This window comes from Candidatus Synechococcus calcipolaris G9, from assembly GCF_029582805.1.
Classification (GTDB): Bacteria; Cyanobacteriota; Cyanobacteriia; order Thermosynechococcales; family Thermosynechococcaceae; genus Synechococcus_F; species Synechococcus_F calcipolaris.
Window position 1 is genome coordinate 102,158 of the sequence record NZ_JAKKUT010000006.1, and the last position, 12,630, is coordinate 114,787.

At 52.0% G+C, this 12,630-nt stretch carries 12 protein-coding genes and 1 pseudogene; 8 read left to right on the forward strand and 5 right to left on the reverse strand.

The window, feature by feature from the left end:
- The first annotated feature begins 16 nt into the window (after positions 1-16).
- From L3556_RS13875 to L3556_RS13895, 5 genes and pseudogenes are all read left to right on the forward strand, one after another.
- Complete coding sequence (locus tag L3556_RS13875) at positions 17-6,319, forward strand: DEAD/DEAH box helicase (protein WP_277867933.1); 6,303 nt, start codon at positions 17-19, stop codon at positions 6,317-6,319.
- A gap of 90 nt (positions 6,320-6,409) precedes the next feature.
- Positions 6,410-7,085 (forward strand): annotated as a pseudogene (locus L3556_RS13880) (transposase); the annotation flags it as partial.
- Positions 7,086-7,479: 394 nt separating this feature from the next.
- On the forward strand, positions 7,480-8,097 hold the full coding sequence (locus L3556_RS13885) for a ParA family protein (protein WP_277867934.1): 618 nt from the start codon (positions 7,480-7,482) through the stop codon (positions 8,095-8,097).
- 125 nt (positions 8,098-8,222) lie between these two features.
- Complete coding sequence (locus L3556_RS13890) at positions 8,223-8,840, forward strand: ParA family protein (RefSeq protein ID WP_277867935.1); 618 nt, start codon at positions 8,223-8,225, stop codon at positions 8,838-8,840.
- Positions 8,833-9,057, forward strand: coding sequence for a hypothetical protein (locus L3556_RS13895; RefSeq protein WP_277867919.1), 225 nt, complete (start codon positions 8,833-8,835; stop codon positions 9,055-9,057). The genes L3556_RS13890 and L3556_RS13895 overlap by 8 nt, the downstream gene beginning before the upstream one ends.
- Positions 9,058-9,085: 28 nt before the next feature.
- Here the strand turns inward: L3556_RS13895 and L3556_RS13900 are convergent, their stop codons facing one another.
- On the reverse strand, positions 9,086-9,553 hold the full coding sequence (locus L3556_RS13900; protein WP_277867936.1) for a hypothetical protein: 468 nt from the start codon (positions 9,551-9,553) through the stop codon (positions 9,086-9,088).
- Between the two features lie 209 nt (positions 9,554-9,762).
- Between L3556_RS13900 and L3556_RS13905 the strand changes: the two genes are divergently transcribed.
- Positions 9,763-9,924, forward strand: a complete 162-nt coding sequence (locus tag L3556_RS13905) for a hypothetical protein (RefSeq protein WP_277867937.1) — start codon at positions 9,763-9,765, stop codon at positions 9,922-9,924.
- A 42-nt stretch (positions 9,925-9,966) separates the two neighbouring features.
- On the opposite strand, the gene L3556_RS13910 is transcribed toward L3556_RS13905, so the two are convergent.
- Entirely contained in the window at positions 9,967-10,290 is a 324-nt protein-coding gene (locus L3556_RS13910) for a hypothetical protein (RefSeq protein WP_277867938.1), read from the reverse strand.
- 12 nt (positions 10,291-10,302) lie between these two features.
- On the opposite strand from L3556_RS13910, the gene L3556_RS13915 reads away from it, so the two are divergent.
- Positions 10,303-10,461 (forward strand): hypothetical protein, encoded by a 159-nt coding sequence (locus tag L3556_RS13915; RefSeq protein ID WP_277867939.1) that lies wholly within the window; start codon positions 10,303-10,305, stop codon positions 10,459-10,461.
- 68 nt (positions 10,462-10,529) lie between these two features.
- Positions 10,530-10,712, forward strand: coding sequence for a hypothetical protein (locus L3556_RS13920; protein WP_277867940.1), 183 nt, complete (start codon positions 10,530-10,532; stop codon positions 10,710-10,712).
- Between the two features lie 3 nt (positions 10,713-10,715).
- On the opposite strand, the gene L3556_RS13925 is transcribed toward L3556_RS13920, so the two are convergent.
- From L3556_RS13925 to L3556_RS13935, 3 genes are all read right to left on the reverse strand, one after another.
- The gene (locus tag L3556_RS13925; protein WP_277867941.1) at positions 10,716-10,856 is read right to left on the reverse strand and encodes a hypothetical protein; all 141 of its coding nucleotides are present in this window, start codon (positions 10,854-10,856) and stop codon (positions 10,716-10,718) included.
- A 233-nt stretch (positions 10,857-11,089) separates the two neighbouring features.
- Positions 11,090-11,662 carry a hypothetical protein gene (locus L3556_RS13930; protein ID WP_277867942.1) on the reverse strand — a complete coding sequence of 191 codons (573 nt, stop codon included), beginning with the start codon at positions 11,660-11,662 and terminating at the stop codon, positions 11,090-11,092.
- A gap of 259 nt (positions 11,663-11,921) precedes the next feature.
- Positions 11,922-12,494: a hypothetical protein gene (locus tag L3556_RS13935; RefSeq protein WP_277867943.1), complete on the reverse strand. Its 573-nt coding sequence runs from the start codon at positions 12,492-12,494 to the stop codon at positions 11,922-11,924.
- Positions 12,495-12,630: the final 136 nt, after the last annotated feature.

The following is a 12,630-nucleotide window of genomic DNA, read 5'->3' on the forward strand; positions in this document are numbered from 1 at the left end:
CTACTACTCATCCGCCATGTCCCACTATCTCAACCCGATTGACGCTGCTACTGAACCCCGCAAGAACCTCATCCGCTACTTTCTGACCGCCTATCCCCTGCGCGATCCGCATCTGCGCTCTGGCTTCAAGCAGCTTTTAGAAGCACCGGGTACGATCTCACAGCATCCCTACCTGGAAGGCGCACAGCCCTATCAGCCTGCCAGCACAATCCAGCAATTGGTGGCAGAAGGAGTACTGCATCCAGAAATGGCACGGCTGTTTAATCCCACCCGTGCCCTTTACCAACACCAGGAAGCGGCGATTCGGGCAGTGGTGCAAGAGCAAGAAAACATTGTTGTTGCGACGGGCACTGGTTCTGGGAAAACGGAGTGCTTTTTGATGCCAATGCTGGATCAACTGCTGAAGCAACCGGGGTACGGTATGCAAGCCCTGATTCTGTATCCGATGAATGCCCTGGTGAATGATCAGGTGAAACGGTTGCGACAACTGCTTTGTCGACAGGGTGAGGATCAGGCGTTGATTCGGTTTGGGTTTTATACCAGCCGAACAGTGACAGCCCAGCAAGCGGCAGTAGAGGTATTGAAGGATGAACTGGAGGCAAGCGATCGCGATGAACTGTTGCAGCTGTTCACGGAGGAACAGCGGAGATCGCTCAACCTCAGCCGTCCAGAATATCTGGTTCGGGAAGCATTGCAACAGATTATGCGGGTGCAGGCAATTTCTCGGCAGGAGATTTGGGACAACCCACCCCAGATTCTAGTGACGAACTATTCCATGTTGGAGCATATGCTGATTCGCCCCAGAGAGCGGGAGGCAATTTTTGAGTCTGCCCATGACTTTAAGTTGCTGGTGGTGGATGAAGCGCACTCCTACAATGGTTCGACTGGAACAGAAGTTGCAATGCTGTTGAAGCGGTTGCGAACGGCAGTGGGCATTGAGGAGGCAGGGAAACTACGGGGCATTGCGACCAGTGCTAGTTTGGGTGATCGCGGCGATCCAAAGGTCTTAGAACAGGTGAAAGCCTTTGTGGGCGACTTGTTTAGTGAACCATTTAAGCGAGTGATTTGGGGCGATCTCGTCCCGGTGGCAGAACGTCTGGGCAATCCCTACGACCTACCAGACGGGTTGGCAGAAGCCGATGTTTATGAGCATTTCTGCGACCTGGAACTGCCTGCTCTGACTGATGCGATCGCGGCATGGCGACAACAACTCAGCTATCTAGTGCCTGATCCTATACTCCAAACGGCGGCAGAAGCATCCGACGATGTTCACCATTTTCTCTGGTTGGCGCTAAAGCAGCATCCCACAGTGCATCGGTTGATTGCACTCTTGAGCCAGTCGCCCCAGCCCTGGGATCAAATTGCTAGATCGCCCTCCCTTTGGCACATTCCCACTTCGCTCGACGGCAGTATTTTGCCCGAAGAAGAAGCCAAACTAGAAATTGCCCTCTCCAATCTGGTGCAATTAAGCACACTGGCACGGCAAAATCCTGACGATCTGCCTCTGCTACCCGTGCGGCTACACCTGCTGTTTCGCAGCATCGAAGGGTTGTATGCCTGTGTCAACCCCAACTGTCCTGAAGCGTCGGTAGATCCCAATCATCCTGAACGCCCCAAACGCTACGGCAAACTCTACCTCAATAGCAAGACCCATTGTGAGCGCTGTGCAGCTCCGGTGCTTGAACTATCCAGTTGCCGCAAATGTGGACAGGCATATGGGTTGACCTATCTGGGCACTGGCGATGAACTGCAACTCTTGCCCCGCTCTCTGGAAGCCGTCGAAAACAGTAGTTCTATTTATGTACTGACTGCTGGCAGCCTGGATAGCATCACCAATGATGAGGGCGATGACGACGAAGCGGGCGAAGCGGACGAAGCGGACGATCAACCTACTGCCGTCAATGTTGGAACGTTCACAATTCAACCAGGAAGCCAGACCAATGGCTGGATTGGCAGGCGATCGCCAACCCCACCTGTTTCCACAAATAATGCGGATAAATGGGTCTTACAGTGGCAGATGCCGCCCAAGGTTAAGCCCAACACTACAAAGATACCGCCCGACACGAAAAAGATGCCGCCCAAGGCTGAAAATCGGCAAGGGGGATACTTAACTCGCTGTCCAGCCTGTGCAGCAGGAAGAGCGCAAACAGCGGCGATCGGGCGGTTTGTTTCCTACACCGATGCCCCCCTGGAAGTCATGCTGGATAGCCTATTCGAGCTACTGCCAGAACCTGGACAGGCTTCCGCCCAGGCAACGAAACGTAAACTCTTAACCTTCTCTGATGGTCGTCAGGATGCCGCCTTCTTTGCTTCTGACTTCCAACGCACACATACCGAAACGCTCTATCGTCAGATCGTCTGGCAGGCATTTGCAGCGGTGCAACAGGAGGGGGTTGCTTCCATCAATCAGATCGAAGAGTACTTAGTCGAACAGTTTCTCTACCTTTCCATTCCCCATCCCGATCGAGAATCTGATAAACACCACCGCAGCTATGTTGCTAACGATGAGAATGAAGAAATTAGTCTCAACGTGATCGATTGTAAAAAACGCGCTCAAAGTCGTGCAAAAGAGTTACTGTTACGCGAATTTGGCTTGCCCTCTGCTCGTCGCTTTTCGATTGAAGCCCTGGGTTTACTTGCCTGTCACTTGGAGTGGCATGATTCAATGTTGGGACAGGTGGCAGAGCGGTTTGGTTTAAATCACGCCGAAGCGTTACTCTTTCTGACGGGATTAACAGACACCATTCGTCTGACGGGCGCGGTTGATTTACAAGGCGCGTCACGGTATTTTCCAGAAACAGGTGGCATTGAAGGCGGACAACCAGCTCGCTTGGATAGCAAAGGGCGTTCTCAGATCTATCTCAAATTGCGTCGAGATCCCACTGATTCTCAACAAGCGATCGCCTTTCTCTGGCGCAAAAAATCCAACGGTGACTCCACCGAGCGGCAAAACCAGATTGTGACCTACTACCGTAATTTTCTGGGCGATTTCCCTGCAGAAGAAGACTTGCTATGGTTGTTTGATGAATTACTGCGGCAGGGTTCTCTAGTGCGGTATCAGGATGGGCGACAACTCCATTGGGAATTGCTCAATCTCCGACGAACCGAAACAGACTGGCATCAATGCAATACCTGTCAGCAGATTTTCCATCGTCCCGGTTTATCAACTTTAAAGGGACAATCTCAATTTGGAGTCGATTTCTGTCTTGCGCCCCGCTGTCAGGGGATATTACAACTCTTTCAGCCAGAGCAATTAGCCGATCATCACTACCGCCATCTGATTCAGGAGAGATCGTTCTTACCGTTACGCGCACAAGAACACACGGCTCAACTGGGCACTGACGAACTGGCAAGCCGCGAAAGTCGCTTTCGTCAAGGCAAAATTAACCTACTCAGTTGCTCAACCACCCTGGAAATGGGGGTAGATATTGGCGAATTGCAAGCGGTTGCCCTGCGAAACTTTCCGCCCCATGTCAGCAATTACCAGCAACGGGCAGGACGAGCAGGACGGCGCACCGATGGCGTGGCAATTACGCTGATGTATGGGCAACGTCGCCCCCACGATCGCTACTACTTTGAACAACCTGATAAATTGATCAACGGCAAAAATCAAGTGCCCAAACTTGATCCCAGCAATTTTGAAATTCAAAAACGCCACATTCGCGCAGAGCTATTAGCCAAATTTCTCCGCACCGAATATCAAGTTGGGGCAGAAAAAGTGACAATCGCCCGCTTTTTAGGACTGCCTAATACGTTTATCACGTTGTCTGAAATTCCTGCTGAAGGCATGATCCATCGCTTGCAGGAGTGGCTCCATAGCGATCGGGCAAAAGACCTGACGCAACGATGGTTAGAACGGCTGCACAATCCACAACCCATTGCTTTTGTGGTGCAACAGTTTGAAGCAGATTTGCAGGAGTTTCAAACCGAGCAGTTACAAGATTGGAATGGCTTGGCAACGGTCTTACAAGAGCTGAAACAGGCAGTGCGAGAGGCAGAAGATGCCAATAAAACCAAAAAGCAAAAGGCATTGGAATATAAGCGCGATCGCGTGCGCGATGAATTAGACAAACTGAAGAAACAACAACTCCATGAGGAACTGGCAAAAGCGGGCATTCTACCCATTTATGGCTTTCCCATTGATGTCGTCCAACTGCTGACCAGAGAGAGCCGCCAATTTTTCCAGGGACAGGGCAAACATCGCCTCCAGCGAGATCGTCGGCTTGCCCTGGGAGAATATGCCCCCGGACAGGATGTTGTAGTAGACGATCGCGTCCATACCAGCGTTGGTGTGATGCGCCCTGATGACTTACCTACCCGCCACTATTGGGTTTGTCAAGCCTGCAATTTCTTCATGGCAGCCAGCACAAACACCGATCTTCTCACCCGGTTAGGTGTCGCCGAAGGCGATCCCAATTGCCCGATCTGTCGAACCAGACTATCTACCAATGAGCAAAAACCCCGATCCTACAAAATTCCCAAGGCATTTACTACTGATTGGAGTGAAATCCCCAAAGTTACGTCCTATAGCAAACCGATGCGCCAACCCACCTCTCAGGTGTTTCTAGCCCAGGAGGGCAATCATCCGGAGCATATCCAGGCTGACCTGTATCACTTGACACTAAGCCAAGGCGGTAGATTTTTCCTGGCAAATCAAGTTGGAAGAGGATTTAAGCATTATGGCTTTGCAATTTGTGAACGCTGCGGACGTGATCAAACCGATAAAGCCCCTATGAATCGTCTCTTTGGAAGGGTTGATCATAACCATCCCATCACCGGGAGCCAATGCCAAGGGCAATATCGCCGTATCCATTTAGGTCATGAATTTCGCAGTGATTTGCTCAAGCTGCGCTTTACGCCAACCATCAATCCCCCGCGCTTATTTGGTACGGTATTGCACCTAGATGCAGGGGGTAAAATTCACTCCGATACCGATGGCGATCGCAATCAAGCAAGCATTCCGGTCACAGGAGCAGGTTTTTGGCGATCGCTCACCTATGCACTACTAGCGGCTGCCGCTCAAGTGATTGACGTGCCCCGCGCTGAATTAGATGGGCTATTCCGTCCGGTGGAAGAGATCCATACAGGGGCAGCCGAAATCATCCTTTACGATAACGTTCCCGGTGGCGCAGGCTACAGCAAACGCATTGCCGAATGTTTTCCCACAATCTTGCAACGCGCCTTCCAATTTGTTGAATCCTGTAGTTGCAGCAGCAGTTGTTACGACTGTCTACGCACCTACACCAATCAAATCTTCCATCACGAACTCAATCGCCAAGTTGTCGCCAACTTTTTACGTCCGATCGTCGAGCGAGTCCAGCCCGATGCTGCCCTTCAATCTTTTGCCCCCGATGCCAACCGCGTCAGTCTGGCGCAAATGATGGTTGCATTGGAAAGCCATAGCACAATGGCAGGTGAACTTAGCCTGCTCTACCTGCCCAGCATCACCGCACCGTTTACGCTCAAACGACTGACCCAGATGGTGGATGCACTTGATCGGACTGCGCCACTAGAACTGATTGTGACCCACCTGCCTGATCGCACCAATGATGACTCCATTCGAGTCCTACGAAAGCGCTTAGCACAATGGATTGATCAGGGCTTGTTACGGCTCTACACAAACCCTGTTGAACAATTGCCCACCCTTTGCCTCAGCAGTCAATTACCTCATCGCATCGCCCTTCAATTGCGCCTAACGGAGAGTAAAGAACCAGTCGAGTGGTTCCAGACCAGCAGTCAACGGGGTGTTAATCAGGTTTGGCAGGATTTACAGTCCTTGAAGGCACAAGCAAGTCCCGTCTCAGATCAAACCTTGGAAGATCCCGATACAATCGTGATCTTCCCCACACCCCAATGGGGAAATTTAAGTTTGGCTGAACTGCAACAACGGCTGGGAATCGCGCCAGTCTTACAGGGGCATCAGGTGCAAAGACTAACCTATTGCGATCGCTATTTGCAGCGATCAGGCGCAGAGCGACTGGCAGCCTTACTGCAAGGCAATTGGCTTAATGAGAACACCCATAACGTGGTTCAGATTCAGCAATTGAAGGATGAATACCACTATCGTAGTACCCAACGACGGACAGAGATAGAACGAATCGGATCACACTTCACTGGACGGCTCACTGTTGAAATGCGTCCCTATCCCCAGCGTTTCCATCCACCCTTTCCCCATGGTCGAAACCTGACTATCGAGCTACACAATCATCCGACTTACCGCATCCTGTTTGACAAAGGAATTGATTTCCTGGAGAAAAATTCAGACGGCACTTACCGAATTACCGAGGCAACCTATGTTGTTGTGACCAGTGCGCCTTGACTATTCGCCATTTCTTATAGATATAGCAACTGCATATATAGATTAGGACATAATATAGAGGAAAAATCTGCCCTTGATTGAGAACGTTTCATGCCCAAAGCCTATGACTATGATTTTCGTCGTAAAGTCCTCGAAGCCATCGAACTCAACGGGATGACTCGGAGTGAAGCGAGTGAGGCATTTGGAATCAGCCGCAACACAATTCATCAGTGGTTCAAGCTCAGGGCAGAAATGGGAGACCTTCAATCGCGCCCCCACAATCATTTCGGTCATAGCCATAAAATTATCGATTGGGACACATTCAAAACGTTTGTTGGGACGCATTCGGATAAAACGCAAGTGCAACTCGCGGAATTATGGGACGACGAGATTAGTGACCGAACCATTAGCCGTGCTCTCAAGCGCATCAACTTCACCCGTAAAAAAAAGCTATGGCTACCAAGAGTGTAACGAAGAGCAGCGAGTTGAGTTTTTAGCCCAGCTAGGAACGGTTGAGTCGGAATCGATAGTCTATGCCGATGAATCAGGGATGGATAATCGTGACCAATATGACTATGGCTATAACCTAAAAGGGGAGCGTCTCTTTGCCCTCAAATCAGGTTGTCGGAGTGGACGGGTCAATATGATTGCGGCTTTGTGTGCAGGGCAATTGATGGCTCCATTTACCGTAGACGGCATGTGTAATCGCTCCATCTTTGAGGTATGGCTAGAAACCTGCTTGATTCCCGTATTGCAGCCAGGGCAGACGCTCGTGATTGCCAATGCAGGAGAAAGTCGAAATGCCCCAAAAACCAAGACGAACATATACTGCCGAACAAAAAGCTGAAACTGTGAAACAGTCAGGCAAGCCGATCAGAAAAACGAATCGCCCGGAGTCTCGCTTTCACCGTGGCAACCGCGATCATTCTGATTGCAATGCAGCGAAGAAGCATAAAGACGACTACATACTTTCCACTACCCTACTAGGGACAGAAGAACAGGCAGCGGTCAATCTGCCGGATGCTTCAGGTCTTAGGCTTTAGAGGCAAGCCTGAATCCCTTGTGGGTGAGGTCGTTGACCCATCACAGCATTCAAGTATCACTGCATGATTTTATTAAAAATGGCATTACTACTTTCATGATTTCATGCAATCATAGATTCATTGCTTCATAGTTTCATTATGAAAATCATTGCAGTGACTGGGTTTAAGGGCGGGATTGCCAAGTCCACAACAGCGATCCACCTGGCAACATTCCTGAGCAAATCCACTCCAACTTTATTAATTGACTCTGATCCGAATCGCACCTGTGAAAAGTGGTCGGATAGAGGCAATCGTGAGCAAGCCTTTATCGTGACCAACGAGAAAGCAGCATCCCGGCATATTCCGGGCAAGTCATATTTAGTCCTCGATACCCCTGCTAGGCCAAGCAGCAATGAATTAAAAGAAATTGCAGAAGGAGCTGACTTGGTGATTGTCCCGTGTTTACCCGATGCGTTTAGCCTCAGTGTCACCCTTGACATGATTAGTGAACTACCGAGTCAATGTTTATATCGAGTTCTGTTAACCATCTGTCCACCTGCACCGAGTAAAGAAGCAGAGCAAGTACGTGAGGCTCTAACAGAAGCCCAGATTCCCTTATTTACTGCACAAATTCGCCGTTCGGCTGGGTTCACAAAGGCCGCCGCCCTCGGAGTTGCGATTCGGGATATTCCTGATAGTCGGGGCCGCATAGCCTGGCGAGATTATGAGGCAGTAGGACGGGAAGTCATTAGTATACTTCGAGGACATCATGGTTAACTACAAGCAGATTATCAGTCAAGCCAAAAAAGAGGAAGTTATACAATCCTCATTGCATATTAAAAATGGTATTACTATTTTGATAATTTCATGCAATCATAGATTCATTGCTTCATAGTTTCATTATGAAAATCATTGCAGTGACTGGGTTTAAGGGCGGGATTGCCAAGTCCACAACAGCGATCCACCTGGCAACATTCCTGAGCAAATCTACACCAACTTTATTAATTGACTCCGACCCGAATCGCACCTGTGAAAAGTGGTCGGATAGAGGCAATCGTCAGCAAGCCTTTATCGTGACCAACGAGAAAGCAGCATCCCGGCATATTCCGGGCAAGTCATATTTAGTCCTCGATACCCCTGCTAGGCCAAGCAGCAATGAATTAAAAGAAATTGCAGAAGGGGCTGACTTAGTCATTGTCCCGTGTTTACCCGATGCGTTTAGCCTCAGTGTCACCCTTGACATGATTAGTGAACTACCGAGTCAATGTTTATATCGAGTTCTGTTAACCATCTGTCCACCTGCACCGAGTAAAGAGGCAGAGCAAGTACGGGAGGCTCTAACAGAAGCCCAGATTCCCTTATTTACTGCACAAATTCGCCGTTCGTCTGGGTTCACAAAGGCCGCCGCCCTCGGAGTTGCGATTCGGGATATTCCTGATAGTCGGGGCCGCATAGCCTGGCGAGATTATGAGGCAGTAGGACGGGAAGTCATTAGTATACTTCGAGGACATCATGGTTAACTACAAGCAGATTATCAGTCAAGCCAAAAAAGAGGAAGTTATACAATCCTCATTGCATGAAGCAATGCAAGCAGGAGAAATGGTCAATCTGTGTGTGCGTGTTCCCAGTCAATGGCGTAATCACTGGAAATCGGAGGCTGCCAAGAAAGGGATAAGCCTGGGAGACTATGTGATCCAGGCCATGAAAGAAATGTACGGTGAGCCTCCAACTGCTTAGGGAAAGTGTGATGTGCAATGGAGAGCGTTCAGCGATCGCCATTTTGATGTAGGCGGTATCCATGGATTTTTGGTAGGTGGCCATGGGCAGGGGCGGGGATGCCTGGGGCCCGGTCGGTATCCGTAATCCGTAGGGTCATTGTGGGGGCTGGCCAGGGTGTAGGCCCGGGCCGGTAGCTATCCTCTAGGGAGGAATGGGCAATGTGGGGACCCCATGGGGTAGCGGCCCGGTGGTATCCACGACTAGATCGGTGCATCCGGTAGCCGTGGGTTTCCTGCCGAGGGCCAAGGGGCGGACTATGTTTCAGGGTTTTGAGCGGGGAGCTTTTGGGCATTTTTGCGGCGGCCCGGAGGGCATAGTCGGGGTGGCCCATGGGGACTGATGACTGGGAAAAATGGAGGGCGATGGGCAGATGGGCAGCGATCGCTATGGGGCGGTATCCGTGGGGTGGCCCGGAGGGCATGGGGAAGATGGGGCAGCGGTGATCGGTATCCATCGTTTGTATCCATGGGGCAGAGCGAGGGCATGGGCAGGGGCATTGTGTTTGTGATTTGTGATCGGGGCATGGTCGGGGCGATGGGGAATATTGGGATGCAGGGTGGGGGATGGTATCAATAGGAGTGGTAGTGCAGTTAAAGGCTTGCTAGGACTGTGATTCAGGCAAAAAAATCAAAAAGTGGTAGCCCAGTTTTATCGGCGGTATCCATGGTTTGCATCCATGATCGGATGGGCGACGATGGCATGGGGAGCTTCGGGGGGATGGCATGGGGCGGCCCGGTGTGTGTGCCTGAGTCCGATGGGGAAAGTGGATGGCGATGCCAGGGGGTCATGGAGTGGTGGCCCATGGGGGGTATCCGTAATCCGTAGATGGCGATGGCGATCGCTGTGGCAGATCAATGGTATCCATGATCAGATCGGTATCCGGTGGCCATGGGGGGAGCTTAGGGGGGAGGGCAGCGGCTCATCCCGATGGCGGGTATTGGGGGCGGCCTGCTCCATGGGGTTAGCGATCGCTATTTTGTGGTGGGCATGGCCATGGTCGGGGTGGTGGCCAATGGGGGCGATTGGCAGAGGGACTATTTTGTGATGGGCTGTGGGGCGGACGATGGGGCCTGTGTCCGGCGCGGGGAAGTCCAGGGCAGGGCGGCCATGATCGAAACGGTAGCCAGGGGGTGGCCAAGGGACTGATCCGGTGGCGCGGTGGTTTCCATGGGGGAAATAGAGGGCGGCCATGGGGCCTATTCTGTGATCGGGGCATGGGGGAGCTATGGGCCCGGTGGCCATGGGGTATCCGTATTTTGTGCTGGGCGATGGGGGGAATGGGGGAAGTCCATGGCCCCGTCGGCCGGTAGCCGTGGACATGGGGCGGCCATGGGCAGAGCGATCGCTATTGTGATGGGCTGAGTCAGATCGTAAGTAAATAGAAGTCTTACGGGGGCTGGGTTTCACCGAGAAAACTGCCAAAACCGTAAGTGAAACTTGATGGAGGGTGGCCATGGGGGGATGGGCATGGCGATGGGGAAAATGGAGGGCGGCGGCCGGTATCCACGACTAGATCGGTGCATCCGTCGGCCGGTGGCCAGGGGGTGGCCCGTGGCCATGGGGCGGCCTGGGGTATTTTTGCGGCGGCCGTGGCCATGGGCCCGGGCCGGTGATCGCTAGGGCATGGGGCGGTCGGTATCCATAATCGGTAGCTCATGCAGGGTCATTTCTTCCAGCATTGCCACAGCTTTCGCTTGCGCCTTGGCTTGTGCCTCATGCGACATTTGACTGCGAAGATTGGAAAATTTCTTAGCCATCGTTTACGGCCTCTCGCTTCAACTGCTCTAGGTGATCATCGTAGAGGTTCGGCGATCGCTATTTTGATGAGCCAGGGGGTCGGGCCCGGTGGGTATCCGTAATTTGTAGTTGCTGCTGGAATCGGGTGGCAGACAACGTTTATGTTAGGTGAGCAATTATGAGATGATGCCGAACCACTTGCGAGACAGATGTTAGAAGGTCTTTTAGATGCTGAATTGATGCAAAGCTAAAGTTAGGAGGTAGTTTTAGAAACACACCACTGCACAGATCGCCCCTGCGACTGAGTACGGACAAAGTTAAAGCCGTGTCGTCTGAATGCTTGATGCTTAGTTAAGGACGAACCACTAACCCCTAACAACTCGGCTAATTCACCTGTACTAAACACCCACTCATTCTGTGCAGCTTCTTCAAGTAAACGCAGCCGATTCAGTAAAACCTGTCCTACATCGGGTCTAGTTGCGTCTGCAAAGGCTTCCGCAAGCAGCATTAACCCTTCCATAGATCGAGATGAAGCAAGTGCTGCACTCATCTTTTTCGTTAGCTGTGTCGATGATGTTGGTGTATCAATGACATCATCAATACCGAAATCTGCAACTGATCGACCACGCCCTAGATGTTCGTGCAACCGCTCTAATTCCTTGATCTGGTCTTCCGTCAGAAAGCTATTGCGACCAATCTTAACGGGTTCTATACCAAGGGCATTCATCCGGCTGTACAGTGTGGGACGCTTTAACCTTGTCCGTTCTAAGTAATCTTTAATGGATGTTAAAGCCTCGTCTTCGTACAAAATTTCAGCGTCAGTCATGTCACCGTGTCAATAACATCATCGACAATAATCTGTCACCGATGTCGAAGTGTCAATGACTTCATCAACAAACCACTGATCGCTGGGCCCCCCTCTAGGGAGAAATGATCATTGTGGGGGGCCATGGGGCGGCCCGGAGGGTATGAGTCCGGTGGGGGAAGTCCATGGGGGCGGCTATGGTTTGCATCCATGATCGGATCGTTGTCCGGCGGACATGGAAGGGGCATCCGTAGATGGGCTATGAAGTGGGCGGCGATCGCTAGTCCATGGGCAGTGGATTTGGGCGATCAGTCCTGGGGGAAAAATTTGGTAGGGGTTGGCGGCCGAGGGCAGGGCGGCCCGGTCGGTATCCGTAATCCGTAGGGTCATTGTGGGGGCTGGCCAGGGTGTAGGGCCCGGCCCGGTAGCTATCCTCTAGGGAGGAATGGGCAATGTGGGGGCCCCATGGGGTAGCGGCCCGGTGGTATCCACGATTAGATCGGTGCATCCGGTAGCCGCGGGTTTCCTGCCGAGGGCCAAGGGGCGGACTATGTTTCAGGGTTTTGAGTGGGGAGTTTTTTGGCATTTTCCCCATGGATGGTTGGCCCGGCGGCCGGTGGGCAGGACTGAGGCCGGGGGGTGAAGTCCATGGGGCATGGTCGGGCTGGCCCATGGGGACTGATCCGGCGGCGCGATGGTGGACATGGGGCCGATGGGCGGCGATCTCTAGTCTGATGGGCCGATGGGCTATGAGGGTGGCGGGCCCGGTGGCTGTGGGGCATCCGCAGATAAGGGAGGGACGAGGGCGATGGATGGGGCCCGGTGGGTGAAGTCCATGGGGCCGATAGTCCATGGGTGGATGGGGATGGGTCGGGAAATAAGTTAGATAAGTTAGATAAGTTATCGGTGAGCCGTAGATAAGTTAACAGTGAGTCCTAGGGCATTTTAGCGAGGGGCAGAAGGGGCTAGAAGGCGGTAGACGCTAGGGA

Coding starts and splice junctions, on each gene's coding strand:
- L3556_RS13875 (WP_277867933.1), top strand. CDS start 17: ATGTCCCACTATCTCAACCCGATTGACGCTGCTACTGAACCCCGCAAG.
- L3556_RS13885 (WP_277867934.1), top strand. CDS start 7,480: ATGAAAATCATTGCAGTGACTGGGTTTAAGGGCGGGATTGCCAAGTCC.
- L3556_RS13890 (WP_277867935.1), top strand. CDS start 8,223: ATGAAAATCATTGCAGTGACTGGGTTTAAGGGCGGGATTGCCAAGTCC.
- L3556_RS13895 (WP_277867919.1), top strand. CDS start 8,833: ATGGTTAACTACAAGCAGATTATCAGTCAAGCCAAAAAAGAGGAAGTT.
- L3556_RS13900 (WP_277867936.1), bottom strand. CDS start 9,553: ATGGATACCGATCACCGCTGCCCCATCTTCCCCATGCCCTCCGGGCCA.
- L3556_RS13905 (WP_277867937.1), top strand. CDS start 9,763: ATGGTTTGCATCCATGATCGGATGGGCGACGATGGCATGGGGAGCTTC.
- L3556_RS13910 (WP_277867938.1), bottom strand. CDS start 10,290: ATGGCCGCCCTCTATTTCCCCCATGGAAACCACCGCGCCACCGGATCA.
- L3556_RS13925 (WP_277867941.1), bottom strand. CDS start 10,856: ATGGCTAAGAAATTTTCCAATCTTCGCAGTCAAATGTCGCATGAGGCA.
- L3556_RS13930 (WP_277867942.1), bottom strand. CDS start 11,662: ATGACTGACGCTGAAATTTTGTACGAAGACGAGGCTTTAACATCCATT.
- L3556_RS13935 (WP_277867943.1), bottom strand. CDS start 12,494: ATGGACTATCGGCCCCATGGACTTCACCCACCGGGCCCCATCCATCGC.